General features: G+C 62.0%; 15 protein-coding genes. 7 read left to right on the top strand and 8 right to left on the bottom strand.

Annotated elements, in window-relative coordinates; translation table 11 throughout:
• The first annotated feature begins 9 nt into the window (after positions 1-9).
• The 3 genes from trpD (at position 10) to ACNFCH_RS22390 (ending at position 2,702) form a co-directional block, all read left to right on the top strand.
• Positions 10-1,059, top strand: a complete 1,050-nt coding sequence (gene trpD, locus ACNFCH_RS22400; protein WP_070090637.1) for an anthranilate phosphoribosyltransferase — start codon at positions 10-12, stop codon at positions 1,057-1,059.
• Positions 1,056-1,892 carry an indole-3-glycerol phosphate synthase TrpC gene (gene trpC, locus ACNFCH_RS22395; protein WP_196165408.1) on the top strand — a complete coding sequence of 279 codons (837 nt, stop codon included), beginning with the start codon at positions 1,056-1,058 and terminating at the stop codon, positions 1,890-1,892. The genes trpD and trpC overlap by 4 nt, the downstream gene beginning before the upstream one ends.
• Before the next feature lie 105 nt (positions 1,893-1,997).
• Complete coding sequence (locus ACNFCH_RS22390; protein ID WP_196165409.1) at positions 1,998-2,702, top strand: lipoate--protein ligase family protein; 705 nt, start codon at positions 1,998-2,000, stop codon at positions 2,700-2,702.
• Here the strand turns inward: ACNFCH_RS22390 and crp are convergent.
• Entirely contained in the window at positions 2,699-3,343 is a 645-nt protein-coding gene (gene crp / locus ACNFCH_RS22385) for a cAMP-activated global transcriptional regulator CRP (protein WP_416743883.1), read from the bottom strand. The genes ACNFCH_RS22390 and crp overlap by 4 nt on opposite strands.
• 191 nt (positions 3,344-3,534) lie before the next feature.
• Between crp and ACNFCH_RS22380 the strand changes: the two genes are divergently transcribed.
• Positions 3,535-3,957, top strand: coding sequence for an OsmC family protein (locus ACNFCH_RS22380; RefSeq protein ID WP_028689009.1), 423 nt, complete (start codon positions 3,535-3,537; stop codon positions 3,955-3,957).
• Between the two features lie 91 nt (positions 3,958-4,048).
• On the opposite strand, the gene ACNFCH_RS22375 is transcribed toward ACNFCH_RS22380, so the two are convergent.
• From ACNFCH_RS22375 to hemJ, 5 genes are all read right to left on the bottom strand, one after another.
• Entirely contained in the window at positions 4,049-5,089 is a 1,041-nt protein-coding gene (locus tag ACNFCH_RS22375) for a DUF2157 domain-containing protein (RefSeq protein ID WP_416743880.1), read from the bottom strand.
• Between the two features lie 11 nt (positions 5,090-5,100).
• Positions 5,101-5,748, bottom strand: a complete 648-nt coding sequence (gene coq7 / locus ACNFCH_RS22370) for a 2-polyprenyl-3-methyl-6-methoxy-1,4-benzoquinone monooxygenase (protein WP_070090632.1) — start codon at positions 5,746-5,748, stop codon at positions 5,101-5,103.
• A gap of 65 nt (positions 5,749-5,813) precedes the next feature.
• Entirely contained in the window at positions 5,814-6,152 is a 339-nt protein-coding gene (locus ACNFCH_RS22365; RefSeq protein ID WP_070090631.1) for a histidine triad nucleotide-binding protein, read from the bottom strand.
• A 64-nt stretch (positions 6,153-6,216) separates the two neighbouring features.
• A complete protein-coding gene (locus ACNFCH_RS22360; RefSeq protein ID WP_337159248.1) occupies positions 6,217-6,999 on the bottom strand; it encodes an SDR family oxidoreductase in 783 nt (260 codons plus the stop codon).
• 122 nt (positions 7,000-7,121) lie between these two features.
• A complete protein-coding gene (hemJ, locus tag ACNFCH_RS22355; protein ID WP_416743877.1) occupies positions 7,122-7,547 on the bottom strand; it encodes a protoporphyrinogen oxidase HemJ in 426 nt (141 codons plus the stop codon).
• A gap of 140 nt (positions 7,548-7,687) precedes the next feature.
• Here hemJ and argC point away from each other — a divergent pair, with 140 nt between their 5' ends.
• The gene (gene argC, locus ACNFCH_RS22350) at positions 7,688-8,722 is read left to right on the top strand and encodes an N-acetyl-gamma-glutamyl-phosphate reductase (protein WP_368830267.1); all 1,035 of its coding nucleotides are present in this window, start codon (positions 7,688-7,690) and stop codon (positions 8,720-8,722) included.
• Positions 8,723-8,868: 146 nt separating this feature from the next.
• The gene (gene erpA, locus ACNFCH_RS22345) at positions 8,869-9,219 is read left to right on the top strand and encodes an iron-sulfur cluster insertion protein ErpA (protein WP_196165416.1); all 351 of its coding nucleotides are present in this window, start codon (positions 8,869-8,871) and stop codon (positions 9,217-9,219) included.
• Between the two features lie 60 nt (positions 9,220-9,279).
• On the opposite strand, the gene ACNFCH_RS22340 is transcribed toward erpA, so the two are convergent.
• Both ACNFCH_RS22340 and ACNFCH_RS22335 read right to left on the bottom strand, forming a co-directional pair.
• A complete protein-coding gene (locus ACNFCH_RS22340) occupies positions 9,280-10,371 on the bottom strand; it encodes an anhydro-N-acetylmuramic acid kinase (RefSeq protein WP_416743874.1) in 1,092 nt (363 codons plus the stop codon).
• A 3-nt stretch (positions 10,372-10,374) separates the two neighbouring features.
• On the bottom strand, positions 10,375-11,805 hold the full coding sequence (locus ACNFCH_RS22335) for a peptidoglycan DD-metalloendopeptidase family protein (protein ID WP_337159252.1): 1,431 nt from the start codon (positions 11,803-11,805) through the stop codon (positions 10,375-10,377).
• A gap of 213 nt (positions 11,806-12,018) precedes the next feature.
• Here ACNFCH_RS22335 and tyrS point away from each other — a divergent pair, with 213 nt between their 5' ends.
• Positions 12,019-13,218, top strand: coding sequence for a tyrosine--tRNA ligase (gene tyrS / locus ACNFCH_RS22330; protein WP_416743872.1), 1,200 nt, complete (start codon positions 12,019-12,021; stop codon positions 13,216-13,218).
• The last annotated feature ends 160 nt before the right edge of the window (positions 13,219-13,378 follow it).

Here is a 13,378-nt window from a genome sequence, read left to right as displayed (position 1 = left end):
GGAGCGAGCATGGATATCAAGAGCGCGTTGAGCCGTATCGTCGGCCACTTGGACCTGACCACCGAAGAAATGCGCGCTGTCATGCGCCAGATCATGACGGGCCAATGCAGCGAGGCGCAGATCGGTGCCTTCCTGATGGGCATGCGCATGAAGAGCGAGAGCATCGACGAGATCGTCGGTGCCGTGTCGGTGATGCGTGAGCTGTGCAACAAGGTAGAGCTGCAGACCCTCGACGGCGTGGTCGACATCGTCGGCACCGGCGGTGATGGCGCCAACATTTTCAACGTTTCCACCGCTTCGGCCTTTGTCCTGGCGGCGGCGGGCTGCCCGGTCGCCAAGCATGGCAACCGCGCGGTATCCGGCAAGAGTGGCAGCGCTGACCTGCTGGAGGCCGCTGGCATTTACCTGAACCTGACGCCGGTTCAGGTCGCCCGCTGCATCGACAGCCTTGGGATCGGCTTCATGTTCGCCCAGACCCACCACAGTGCCATGAAGCATGCTGCCGGTCCGCGCCGTGATCTGGGGCTGCGTACCCTGTTCAACATGCTGGGCCCGCTTACGAATCCGGCCGGTGTGAAACATCAGGTGGTCGGGGTGTTCACCCAGGCCCTGTGCCGTCCACTGGCCGAGGTGCTGCAGCGCCTGGGCAGCAAGCATGTGCTGGTAGTGCACTCCAAGGACGGGCTGGACGAGTTCAGCCTGGCCGCACCGACCTTCGTGGCAGAGCTGAAGAATGACCAGATCACCGAGTATTGGGTCGAGCCTGAAGACCTCGGCATGAAGAGCCAGAGTCTGCATGGCCTGGCTGTCGAAGGCCCGCAGGCTTCGCTGGAGCTGATCCGCGATGCCCTTGGCCGGCGCAAGACCGAGAATGGCCAGAAGGCCGCCGAGATGATCGTGCTCAATGCTGGCGCGGCGCTCTATGCCGCCGACCATGCCATGAGCCTCAAGAGCGGTGTGGAACTCGCCCATGACGTGCTGCACACCGGCCTTGCCTGGGAGAAGCTGCAGGAGCTGGGTGCCTTTACCGCGGTATTCAAGCAGGAGAACGAAGCATGAGCGTACCGACGGTGCTGGAGAAGATCCTCGCCCGCAAGGTCGAGGAAGTGGCCGAACGCAGCGCCCGGGTCAGCCTGGCCGAGTTGGAGCGCATGGCCAAGGCAGCCGACGCTCCGCGAGGCTTTGCCAACGCCTTGCTCGAGCAGGCCAAGCGCAAGCAGCCGGCGGTGATCGCCGAAATCAAGAAAGCCTCGCCCAGCAAGGGCGTGATCCGCGAGCACTTCGTACCGGCCGACATCGCCGTCAGCTACGAAAAGGGCGGGGCCACCTGCCTGTCGGTACTGACCGACGTGGATTATTTTCAGGGCGGCGATGCCTACCTGCAGCAGGCCCGCGCGGCGTGCAAGCTGCCGGTGATCCGCAAAGACTTCCTCATCGATCCTTACCAAGTGGTCGAGGCCCGTGCCTTGGGTGCCGATTGCGTCTTGCTGATCGTTGCCGCGCTGGACGACGTACGCATGGCTGAACTGGCGGCCACCGCCAAGTCTGTCGGGCTCGATGTCCTGGTGGAAGTGCATGATGGCGATGAGCTGGAGCGTGCGTTGAACACCCTTGATACGCCGCTGGTCGGTGTCAACAACCGCAACCTGCACACCTTCGAGGTGAGCCTGGAGACCACGCTGGACCTGTTGCCGCGCATTCCACGGGATCGTCTCGCCATCACCGAGAGCGGCATTCTCAACCGAGCCGACGTGGAGCTGATGGAAATCAACGAGGTCTACTCGTTCCTGGTCGGTGAAGCGTTCATGCGCGCCGAGCAGCCGGGGCTGGAGCTGCAGCGACTGTTCTTCCCCGAGCGTGCGGTGAAAACCGTGGTTCAGGAACTGGACTGATCGATTCGAAGCCGGCGTTTGCCGGCTTTTTTGTATGCCTGTTCTGGCCTTTTCGTAAGTTTGCTCGCGAAAGGGCTTATGCAAACGACATCTTTAGGTGGATCAATGACCGACCAACCCCTGGCGCTGACCGTCGAACAAGGCCTGCATGCCGAGCAGGAACTGCTGGCCGAAGTGTGCCGCGGTGAACGTGATGCCGGCGTGCTGTTCTGGCGCCCCACTGACCATGCCTTGGTGATGCCGCGACGCATGAGCCGTCTCGAGCATTTCGAGACGGCTTGCGCCGAGTTGGCCATTGCAGGCTGGCCTGTGTTACTGCGCGAGACAGGCGGTGAGCCAGTGCCGCAGTCCCATTCCACGGTGAACGTGGCACTGGTCTACGTTGCCCCACGCAGTGAAGGGGATCATGGACGTATCGAGAATGCCTACGAGCGTCTGTGTCTGCCGCTGTGCGATGTGCTGCGCGAGTGGGGCGGTGTGGCTTCGGTGGGCGAGATCGACGGCGCGTTCTGTGACGGTCGATACAACGTCAATCTCAATGGCCGCAAGCTGGTCGGCACTGCCCAGCGCTGGCGCCAGGGTTTGGGGGGTAAGCGCGCCGTCGTGCTGGTGCATGGCGCATTGCTGCTGGACAACGAGCGCGAGTCGATGGTCGCGGCGGTCAACCGCTTCAACGAATGCTGTGATCTGGAGCAGCGTTGCCGAGCCGACAGCCACATCGCCCTGCATGAAGTGGTGCCCGAGGCGCCATGGTTCGAGCGCCTGAGCCAGGCCTACAACGAGACGATCGCGGCGATCCCTCGCGACTAGCGGGTGCCGTGGACCACCATGGTCTTGCCTTTGACCTGGACCAGGCTGCGCTCCTCGAGGTCCTTGAGCACACGCCCGACCATCTCCCGTGAACAGCCGACGATGCGCCCGATCTCCTGACGGGTGATCTTGATCTGCATGCCGTCCGGGTGGGTCATGGCGTCGGGCTGCTTGCACAGGTCGAGCAGGCAGCGGGCAACGCGACCAGTGACATCGACGAAAGCCAGATCACCCACCTTGCGCGTGGTGTTGCGCAGGCGCTGGGCCATCTGGCTGCCCAGGGCGTAAAGAATGTCCGGGTCCTGGCGGGCCAGTTCACGGAACTTGTCGTAGCTGATTTCAGCCACTTCACACTCGGTCTTGGCACGGACCCAGGCGCTGCGCTGCTGTTCTTGCCCTGCGGACTCGAACAGACCCAGTTCACCGAAGAAGTCTCCGCTATTGAGGTAGGCGATGATCATTTCATGGCCATCGTCATCCTCGATCAAGATGGTCACCGAGCCCTTGATGATGAAGGACAGCGTTTCCGCCCGGTCTCCGGCGCAAATGATGTTGCTCTTGGCGGTATAGCGGCGGCGCTGACAGTGCGCTAACAGCTTGTCGATGTTCTTGATCTTGGCGGGTAGGGCGGAGGCAACCATCACGAAGTCCTGTTCGAGGCGAGGCAATGCAGTTTTTATAGGACGCAGGCGTCGAGCGCCAGTCATTTGGCGTCAGCTTATCAGACACGGCCGCTTGCAATGGTAATAAAGCCGCGCGTGTTGCGCTTTTCCGAGAGCGCCACAAGGACTAAGCTGACGACCTTTTCTCAAGCATCTTGGAGTCCAGATACATGAAGGCACGCATCCAGTGGGCCGGTGAAGCGATGTTCCTCGGCGAGTCGGGGAGCGGCCATGTCGTGGTCATGGATGGCCCGCCCGAGGCAGGTGGTCGGAACCTGGGCGTGCGCCCCATGGAAATGCTGCTGCTCGGCCTGGGCGGCTGCAGCAGCTTCGATGTGGTGAGTATCCTCAAGAAGTCCCGCCAGGCCGTGGAGAGCTGTGAGGCCTTCCTGGAAGCCGAGCGCGCCAGCGAAGACCCCAAGGTGTTCACCAAGATCCACCTGAACTTCGTGGTCAAGGGCCGTGGGCTGAAGGAAGCCCAAGTCAAGCGTGCGGTGGAGTTGTCGGCGGAAAAATACTGCTCGGCCTCGATCATGCTCGATCGCGCCGGTGTGGAAATCACCCACGGCTACGAGATCGTCGAGCTGGGTTGAATGGCCGCCTGGGGGCTGCTCTGTAGCCCTCGGCGTCGACTCTGCGGGCTGGCGTAGCCCTCGATGGGCCGCGTCACAGCCCGGGAATCGTTCAGTTACGAAGCGCGGGCAACGCTTGCTGCAACCATTGTGGCAGGCGTGCCCGCAGCGACTGGCTCAGCTGTTCGCGCTTTTTTTGGTACAGCAAGCCCAGCCCGATCACGCCTAGGCCGATCACGGTCAGCACCAGCGGGAAGAGCAGCGAGTCGGCGAATACGTCGTAGGAGAGGTAGCCCAGATAGGCTGCCACGCCCATGGAGCCAAAGACCATGAACACCGGACGGCGCAACAGCACCGCCAGGCCCATCAGGCAAAGGTTGATTACGCAGTACAGCGCCTTGCCCAGCTCGCTGCCGCTGTCCATCAGCGTCAGGCCGCCCCAGAATGCCGCCAGCCCTGCTAGGTAGCCCCAGCCTGCATAGTCCCGGCGGGTGCGCCCATCGATCACGATGAACACTGCCAGTAGCGCCATACCGAACCACAGCGAGACCGTGCGGCGCTGTTCCCAGCTGAACGGCGAGCCGAAAAACCATTCGCTCAGGTCCATGGACATGAACCACAGGGCCACGGCCATTGGCATCACGATAAAGGGGAAGGGAACCAGGCGCAGCATCAGCAGGCCCGCGACCACCGTGGCTGCCTCCATCAACACCCAGCCGCCCTGCACGTATGTGTAGTACTGGTGATAGTCGCTTTGGATATCGTCCAGAGGCCACCAGCCAGCGAGGCGCTCGATGGCGAACACAGCCAAGGGCACAATGCTCACCGCGACCGCCGCCAGCACGCCGGCGGCGATGGGCTGGTCCTGGCGTTGCAGCTTCAGGGCAATCAATGTCAGCAGGATGATGTAGAGCGAGGTGACGGCCAACAGCGCCGAATCGCCGATGCTCATCCAGGCTTCTGTGAGCAGCCAGCCCATGGCGCCCATGATCAGCAATGCGCCGAAGTAGAACGCCACATGGGCAAGCTGGAAAGTGCCGCGGGTTTGCGGTTGCTGGCGCAGGAAGGCCAGTAGGGCTTGGTCCTGTCCCGGTTGGAGAATGCCGGCGCCCACGGCGCGAGCCAGATCCTTGGCGTCGAAACGTTCCGTCATGTTCGTGCCCTTCAGATGCGGTAGGTGCTCTTGGTCATCACCTTGGCCATCAGGCTCATGCCGAAGCGCACAGGGGCCGGGAAGCGGTAGCCGCCGGCTTCGAGCGCGGACTCCGCGTGCTGCTCTTCATCGACCCGCATCTGTTCGAGGATCGCCCGGGATTTTTCGTCTTCCTGGGGCAGTTGTTCAAGGTGCTCATCCAAGTGTTTGCACACTTGGTGCTCGGTCGCCGCGACGAAGCCCAGGCTGACCTTGTCGCTGACCAGGCCGGCGAGTGCGCCGATGCCGAAGGACATGCCGTAGAACAGTGGGTTGAGCACGCTCGGGTGACTGCCCAGCTGGCGGATGCGTTGCTCGCACCAGGCCAGGTGGTCGACTTCTTCCTCGGCGGCATGCTCCATGGCCTTGCGCACTTGGGGCAACTTGGCGGTCAGGGCCTGGCCCTGATAGAGCGCCTGTGCGCAAACCTCGCCGGTATGGTTGATACGCATGAGGCCGGCGATATGGCGCGTTTGGCTTTCGTCCAGTTCGGCATCGGGTTGGACGATGGCCGGGGATGGACGGGCAGGTTGGCCGCTGAAGGGCAGCAAGGTGCGCATGGCGGTATCGGCCTGCAGCAACAAGCGGTCGAGCGGCGAGTAGTGACGTTCGGTAGCCATCGGGCACCTCCGCTAGAGTGTGCCCGACAGTTTACCGCAATCGGGAAGGGGGCGGTTGCCCTGGATCAGCCCGGCGGCCAGTGCATCTGACGCTGGCCGAGCACGTGCATGTGGATGTGATAGACCGTCTGGCCGCCCTGCTCATTGCAGTTCATGACCACGCGGAAGCCATCCTCGCAGCCGAGCTCCTTGGCCAGACGCTGGGCTGTGAACAGGATATGACCGGCCAGGCCTTTATCTTCTTCGGTCAGATCGTTGAGGGTGCGGATGTGCTTTTTCGGGATGACCAGAAAATGCACGGGTGCCTGCGGGGCGATATCGTGGAAGGCCAGAACCTGGTCGTCCTCGTAGATGATCTTCGCCGGGATCTCCCGGTTGATGATCTTGGTGAAGAGAGTCTCCACAGCTCGTACTCCATGGTGAGTGTCCGGGCCGAGTGTACCCAGCGCGACGACGCTCGCCCAGTGGCTATTCGACGCCGATCGGGCAGTAGCGTCGGTGGATGACGCCTGCCAGCTTGCGTGTCAGCCAGCGCGGCATGAGGCGGGGGAGACGCGCCAGCCAGCGATTGCGCCGTCCGGGCATGATCAGCGCGCGATTTTTGTCCAGCGCACGCACGGTATAGAGCGCAACTTCCTCTGGGCTCAGGCAGCGTGAGCTGTTGTCCAGGCGAGGAATGCGTCGTCGTGGGGAGCGGATCGGCCCGGGACACAGGACCGAGACTTTGATCCCGGCGCGCTTGAGCTCTTCGCGAAGCGCCTCGGAGAAGCTCACCACATAGGCCTTGCTGGCCGCGTAGGTGGCCATCCATGGGCCGGGCGCGGCGCTGGCCAAGGCTGCGATATTGAGGATCTGCCCGCCGCCGTGCAACGCCATCAGGTTGCCAATGGCATGACACAGGCGGCTCAGGGCAAGGACGTTGACTTCCAGCAGATCCTGCTCGTCGGCCCATTCATGGGCAAGGAACGGCCCATAGGTCCGCTGGCCGGCACAGTTGACCAGCAGGTCGATGTGTCGTTCGCCTTCTTCGAGCTCCAGCACGAAACCCGACAGGCGCAGGGGTTGGCTCAGGTCACAGGCCCGGAACAGCACTTCGACGCCAAAGCGCTGGGTCAGCTCGATGGCGACCGGCTCCAGGGTCTCGCGGTGGCGGGCCACGAGGATCAGGTTGCGCCCGCGCCGTGCCAGGGCTTCCGCCAGGGCAAGCCCTAGGCCGCTGGAAGCACCGGTGATCATGGCGTAACGGGTCATGCAAGGCTCCTGGGGCCGAAAACGGGCGCCTAGTGTACAGCGTGCCCGGGGAAGGTGTTGCCTTTTGCTACCCGTTCAAGCTGGCGTCTGAGAGACGCCTGCCAGCGCACGTTCCCTCGGGCTCAGAACGGCTTGACCACCACCAGCATCACGATGCCCAACAGGAACAGCACAGGCACTTCGTTGAACCAACGGTAGAACACATGCCCGCGCGTATTGGTGCCAGTGGCGAAGCGCTTCCGCTGGGCGCCGCACATATGGTGGTAGACCGTCAGCAGGGCCACCAGGGTGAGCTTGGCGTGCAGCCAGCCCTGGCTCAGCCAGCCGGGAGTGAGGTAGAGCATCCAGGCGCCGAAGACATAGGTTGCGATCATCGCCGGGTTCATGATGCCGCGGTACAGCTTGCGCTCCATGGTGACGAAGCGCTCCTGGCTGAGGCTATCCTGGCTTTGGGCGTGGTAGACGAACAGGCGCGGGAGGTAGAACAGCCCGGCGAACCAGCAGACCACACTGACGATATGCAGGGCCTTGATCCATAGATAAAGCATGGGGGAGTTCCTTCAGGATTCACGGTCGTCAGATAGTAGCGGTCAAGTGTCCAATGGGGTATCCGAAGAGTTGTTACAGAGGCCCCAGGCCCCTATTATCGTGCGCTTTCCAGTGGGCTCGTTGATAAGGGGCAAGCGTTATGATCAAGGTCGGTATCGTCGGCGGCACGGGTTACACCGGTGTCGAACTGTTGCGTCTGCTGGCGCAGCACCCACAGGCTGAGGTCGCGGTCATCACGTCGCGCTCCGAGGCGGGCGTTGCGGTCGCCGACATGTATCCGAACCTGCGCGGTCATTATGATGGCCTGGCCTTCAGCGTGCCGGACAGCAAGACCTTGGGCGCCTGTGACGTGGTGTTCTTCGCCACCCCCCACGGTGTAGCCCATGCCCTGGCTGGCGAGCTGCTGGCTGCCGGAACCAAGGTCATCGACCTCTCGGCCGACTTCCGCCTGCAGGATGCCGTGGAGTGGGGCAAATGGTACGGCCAGCCTCACGGCGCCCCTGAACTGCTGAAGGATGCGGTGTATGGCCTGCCGGAGGTCAACCGCGAGAAGATCCGCCAGGCGCGCCTGATCGCGGTGCCCGGTTGCTACCCGACCGCCACCCAGTTGGGCTTCCTGCCGCTGCTCGAGGCGGGCTTGGCCGACCCATCGCGACTGATCGCCGACTGCAAATCCGGCGTGAGCGGCGCCGGTCGTGGCGCTGCCGTGGGCTCGCTGTTCTGCGAGGCCGGCGAAAGCATGAAAGCCTACGCGGTCAAAGGCCATCGCCATTTGCCGGAGATCAGCCAGGGCCTGCGCTTGGCCGCAGGCAAAGATGTCGGACTGACGTTCGTGCCGCACCTGACACCGATGATCCGTGGTATTCATGCCACCCTTTACGCGACCGTCGCCGACACCTCTGTCGATCTGCAGGCGCTGTTCGAGAAGCGCTATGCCGATGAGCCGTTCGTCGACGTGATGCCTGCTGGCAGCCATCCCGAGACCCGCAGCGTACGTGGTGCCAACGTCTGCCGCATTGCCGTGCATCGTCCGCAGGGGGGCGATCTGGTGGTGGTGCTGTCGGTCATCGACAACCTGGTCAAGGGTGCTTCCGGCCAGGCGGTACAGAACCTGAACATCCTGTTTGGCCTGGACGAGCGCATGGGGCTTTCCCATGCGGGTCTGTTGCCGTAAGCGGTTCTTGCACGAAAAGGCCCGCCTTCGTGCGGGCCTTTTCATTTGGCGCGACTAAAGCCGCACAATTCTTGACCAATTTTCTCGGAGAAGCGGATAATGCGCGTCATCGAGTTTTATGGCGGCACTGCGCCGGGAGAGTCAACATGAGCGTCGAAACCTTCACCCCCACGGCTTTGGAATTCACCCAAGGTGCTGCGCACAAGGTGAAGACCCTGGTCACCGAGGAAGGCAATGATCGCCTGAAGCTGCGCGTGTTCGTGACCGGCGGTGGTTGCTCGGGCTTCCAGTATGGCTTCACCTTCGATGAAGAAGTGGCCGAGGACGACACCATTGTCGAGCGCGAAGGTGTATCCCTGGTAGTGGACCCGATGAGTTTCCAATACCTCGCAGGCGCCGAGGTGGACTATCAAGAAGGCCTGGAAGGTTCGCGCTTCGTGATCAAGAACCCCAACGCCACGACGACCTGCGGTTGCGGTTCCTCGTTCTCGATCTGAGGTCGCCCCTGCTACGAAAACGCCGCGCAATTGCGCGGCGTTTTGCATTCTATGGAATTGTCAGGCCGGATAGATCGCCCCGAGAACGCGCAGGCCCCGGGCGGCGGTCACGCTGGGGCGGTTGGCTGGGATGTGCTCGAGGCAGCAATGAGCCAGCCAGGCGAAGGCCATGCCCTCTACCCAGTCCGGGTCCACCCCATGGACGGCGGTGCTGCTGACCTGGGCTGAGGGCAGCAGCGCTGCCAGGCGACCCATCAATGCTCCGTTGCGAGCGCCGCCGCCGCAGACCAGCAGGGCCTCGGTGCCCGATTGAGCGCCAAGCAACGAGTCGATGATGCTGCGGGCGGTCAGCTCCAGCAGAGTGGCCTGTACATCTTCGTCTCGATAGGCCGGCAGTTGCGCCAGGTGAGCATCCAGCCAGGGGAGGTTGAACACTTCTCGACCGGTGCTCTTGGGGCCGCTCCCGGCAAAGAAGGGGTCGGCCAGAAGCTTGGCCAGCAACGTATCGATGACCTGACCGCTGGCCGCCCAGGCGCCGTTGGCGTCATAGGTCTGACCGCGCTTGCGTTCGATCCAGGCGTCAAGAAGTACGTTGCCTGGGCCGCAGTCGAAACCGCGGACGGGCTTGTCTTGCTCGATCAGGCTGAGGTTGCTGAACCCGCCAACGTTCAGAATGGCCACGCGTTGGCCCACATGGCCGAACAGCGCTTCATGGAATGCGGGGACCAGCGGGGCACCCTGGCCACCTGCGGCCACGTCGCGACGGCGAAAGTCACCTACCACGCAGACGCCGGTCAGCTCGGCCAGCAGTGCGGGGTTGCCGATCTGTACAGTGAATCCGCGGGCCGGCTCGTGGCGGATGGTCTGGCCGTGGCTGCCGATTGCGCGGATGGCCCTGGCGTCCAGGCCTTGGTTTGCCAGGAGTTGGCGTACACCTTCCGCAGCCAGGCTTGCCCAGCGGTTCTCCGCCAGTGCGGCACGGGCGATCTCGTCAGGGCCGCTGGCGCAGAGCGCGAGCAGTTCCTGACGTAGGTCAGAAGGCATGGGGGTGTAATGAGTGGCGAGCAGACGGGGCTGCTCGCTTTGTTCGATCAGTGCGATGTCCAGGCCATCGAGGCTGGTTCCGGACATCACACCCAGATAAAGCGCCATGGATCAGCGCTTGTTGGCGGCGAGCAGGGTGGCTTTTTCCTGATCCATACGGGCGATCAGGGGTTGACTCTGCTGCAAGAAGCGTTGGCGCTCGGAGCGGGCGATCGGGTCGGCCATGGGCACCTTCTGGCTCAACGGGTCGACATGCACGCCATTGACCTGGAACTCATAGTGCAGGTGTGGGCCGGTAGACAGGCCGGTAGTGCCGATGTAGCCGATCACCTGGCCTTGCTTGACCGAACTGCCGGTCTTGACACCCTTGGCGAAGCCCTGCATGTGACCATAGAGCGTCTTGTAGGAGTTGCCGTGGGCAATGATCACAGTATTGCCGTAACCGCCACGACGGCCCGCCAGGAGTACTTTGCCATCACCTGCGGCCTTGATTGGCGTGCCGCGGGGTGCTGCGTAGTCCACACCTTTGTGGGCGCGGATCTTGTTGAGAATCGGATGTTTGCGGCCGGCAGAGAAGCGCGAGCTGATGCGGGCGTAGTCCACCGGCGTACGGATGAATGCCTTGCGCAGGCTGTTGCCATCGGCGGTGTAATAGCTGGTATTGCCCTGCTTGTTGGTGTAGCGCACCGCAGTGTAGGTCTTGCCGCGGTTGGTGAAGCGTGCGGACAGGATGCTGCCGGTGCCGACGACCTTGCCGTCCATGACCTTCTGCTCGTAGACCACGTCGAATTCATCGCCAGGGCGGATGTCCTGGGCGAAGTCGATGTCGTAGCCGAGGACGCGGGCCATGTCCATGGTCATGCTGTGTGACAGGCCGGCGCGCTTGGCGGAGGCCGACAGCGAGCTCTTGATCACGCCATGGGCATATGCGGTACGCACCACTGGCTTGCTGATCTCCCGATTGAAGCTGTAGCCCTTGGCGGTCTTGGTCAGGCGAATGGTTTCGAGGTTGCTGACCTTGCTGTGCAGGCTGGCCAGTTGGCCATCCTTGTCGAGTTCGAACTGCAGCACCTGGCCATGCTTGAGTTGGCTGAACTGCTTGGCCTGCTTTCCGCTGGCCAGGACGTCATGGACCACATTGGCAGGCAAGCCGACCTTGGCGAACAGTGTCGAAAGGGTGTCGCCGCGCGCAACCGCGACTTCACGATGGCCAGGCAGCTTGGCCTCGACGGTTTCCTTGGCTTTTTCCTCTGCGGCTGGCGCTTGCTGCTCAGCCTGCTTGGTTGCAGGTTCGGCCTCTTCGACCTGGGCAAAAGGGGAGCTTTGGTCGTTCTCGGCTTGAACCAGGGGGGCGGCCTTGGACTCGTCCTTCAACTGCTCGGCCGGGGTTTCCAGCTCCAGGTTGAGGGTGGTCTTCTTGGCTTCGACTTCGCTGGAGGGAAATACCAGCAAAGCCAGGCTGAGCAAGGCGGCGATGCCGCTGGCGGCCAACAAATGGCTTTTCGGATAAAGCGGGGGCGCTTTAGGCGTCTCGTTGGTCATAGGTGAGGTGACTTTGAAAAAGGTGAAATGGAAAAGATGAATGACATGATGAAGATGAAATAACTGTATAAAATATAACCAAATCCAGTTTCGCGCAAGGGCGCGTAGACGCCGCAATGCGCCATCTGGGTCACATTCCTTTGCGAAACTTGTAATTGATGGCCGATCTTGTATGGTTGGCTCCCCTTGAATCTGAGCCTTGCGGGTCTGTCTATGAAGTCGGTTGAAGAGCAGCTGGCGCTTATCAAGCGCGGTGCGGAAGAGGTATTGGTCGAGTCGGAACTGGTGGAGAAGCTCAAGCGCGGCCAGCCCCTGCGTATCAAGGCGGGCTTCGACCCGACTGCGCCGGACCTGCACCTTGGCCACACTGTGCTGATCAACAAGCTGCGCCAGTTCCAGGATCTTGGTCATCAGGTCATTTTCCTGATCGGTGACTTCACCGGCATGATCGGTGATCCGAGTGGCAAGAGTGCCACCCGCCCGCCGCTGACTCGTGAGCAGGTGCTGGATAACGCCGAGACCTATAAACAGCAGGTGTTCAAGATCCTTGATCCGGCCAAGACCGAAGTCGCGTTCAACTCCACGTGGATGGACAAGCTGACGCCGGCCGACTTTATTCGTCTGGCCTCCCAGTACACCGTTGCGCGCATGCTCGAGCGCGATGACTTCGACAAACGCTATAGCAGCAACCAGCCGATCGCGATCCATGAGTTCTTGTATCCGCTGGTACAGGGGTACGACTCGGTTGCGCTCAAGGCGGATGTCGAGCTCGGTGGTACCGATCAGAAGTTCAATCTGCTGATGGGGCGCGAGCTGCAGCGTGCCTACGGTCAGGAGGCGCAGAACATCGTCACCATGCCGCTGCTCGAAGGGCTCGATGGCGTGAAGAAGATGTCCAAATCCCTGGGCAACTATGTCGGTATCCAGGAAGCCCCGGGTGTGATGTACAGCAAGCTGGTCTCGATTCCGGACACCTTGATGTGGCGCTATTTCGAATTGCTGAGCTTCCGCTCTATGGAAGAGATCAACCAGTTCCGTGCTGACGTGGAGAAGGGCGCCAATCCGCGCGATATCAAGATCAAGCTGGCTGAAGAGATCGTGGCGCGCTTCCATGGTGAAGAGGCTGCAGCCAATGCGCACCGTGCAGCAGGCAACCGCATGAAGGATGGCGAGCTGCCGGAGGATCTGCCTGAGGTTGAAGTGGTCGCCCAGGAAGACATGCCGATCGCGGCAGTATTGAACAAGGCTGGCTTGGTGAAGAACTCCGCCGCCGCTCGCGACCTGCTCAATGCTGGTGGTGTGAAGGTGGATGGCGCGGTAGTCGACCGCGGGTTCGTCTTCGCTCTGGGGGCAACCCACGTTTGTCAGGCAGGTAAGAAGGCATTCGCTCGCATTACCTTGAAAGCTGAGTAATGGTGTCTTCCAGTTATCTGGAGGAGACTATATAGAAGCGGGGAGGCCATCAGGCCTCCCCGCTTTGCTTTTCAGCGATATGAAAGTTTTTTGAAAATAAGTGTTGACGGGGTTTCGAATCCCCTTATAATGCGCCCCACTTCCGACGCAGTCGAAACGC

The sequence above is a fragment of the Pseudomonas sp. NY15354 genome (assembly GCF_048068075.1).
In the GTDB taxonomy this organism is placed as follows: domain Bacteria; phylum Pseudomonadota; class Gammaproteobacteria; order Pseudomonadales; family Pseudomonadaceae; genus Aquipseudomonas; species Aquipseudomonas guariconensis_C.
The sequence above is the reverse complement of the archived record's forward strand: the minus strand, read 5'-3'. Positions and strand labels throughout refer to the sequence as shown.

What these genes read in the sequence shown, in the direction of transcription:
- trpC (WP_196165408.1), top strand. Translation starts at nt 1,056, where the DNA reads ATGAGCGTACCGACGGTGCTGGAGAAGATCCTCGCCCGCAAGGTCGAG.
- hemJ (WP_416743877.1), bottom strand. Translation starts at nt 7,547, where the DNA reads ATGCTTTATCTATGGATCAAGGCCCTGCATATCGTCAGTGTGGTCTGC.
- crp (WP_416743883.1), bottom strand. Translation starts at nt 3,343, where the DNA reads ATGGTTGCCTCCGCCCTACCCGCCAAGATCAAGAACATCGACAAGCTG.
- coq7 (WP_070090632.1), bottom strand. Translation starts at nt 5,748, where the DNA reads ATGGCTACCGAACGTCACTACTCGCCGCTCGACCGCTTGTTGCTGCAG.
- ACNFCH_RS22335 (WP_337159252.1), bottom strand. Translation starts at nt 11,805, where the DNA reads ATGACCAACGAGACGCCTAAAGCGCCCCCGCTTTATCCGAAAAGCCAT.
- ACNFCH_RS22360 (WP_337159248.1), bottom strand. Translation starts at nt 6,999, where the DNA reads ATGACCCGTTACGCCATGATCACCGGTGCTTCCAGCGGCCTAGGGCTT.
- tyrS (WP_416743872.1), top strand. Translation starts at nt 12,019, where the DNA reads ATGAAGTCGGTTGAAGAGCAGCTGGCGCTTATCAAGCGCGGTGCGGAA.
- ACNFCH_RS22375 (WP_416743880.1), bottom strand. Translation starts at nt 5,089, where the DNA reads ATGACGGAACGTTTCGACGCCAAGGATCTGGCTCGCGCCGTGGGCGCC.
- trpD (WP_070090637.1), top strand. Translation starts at nt 10, where the DNA reads ATGGATATCAAGAGCGCGTTGAGCCGTATCGTCGGCCACTTGGACCTG.
- erpA (WP_196165416.1), top strand. Translation starts at nt 8,869, where the DNA reads ATGAGCGTCGAAACCTTCACCCCCACGGCTTTGGAATTCACCCAAGGT.
- ACNFCH_RS22390 (WP_196165409.1), top strand. Translation starts at nt 1,998, where the DNA reads ATGACCGACCAACCCCTGGCGCTGACCGTCGAACAAGGCCTGCATGCC.
- ACNFCH_RS22340 (WP_416743874.1), bottom strand. Translation starts at nt 10,371, where the DNA reads ATGGCGCTTTATCTGGGTGTGATGTCCGGAACCAGCCTCGATGGCCTG.
- ACNFCH_RS22380 (WP_028689009.1), top strand. Translation starts at nt 3,535, where the DNA reads ATGAAGGCACGCATCCAGTGGGCCGGTGAAGCGATGTTCCTCGGCGAG.
- argC (WP_368830267.1), top strand. Translation starts at nt 7,688, where the DNA reads ATGATCAAGGTCGGTATCGTCGGCGGCACGGGTTACACCGGTGTCGAA.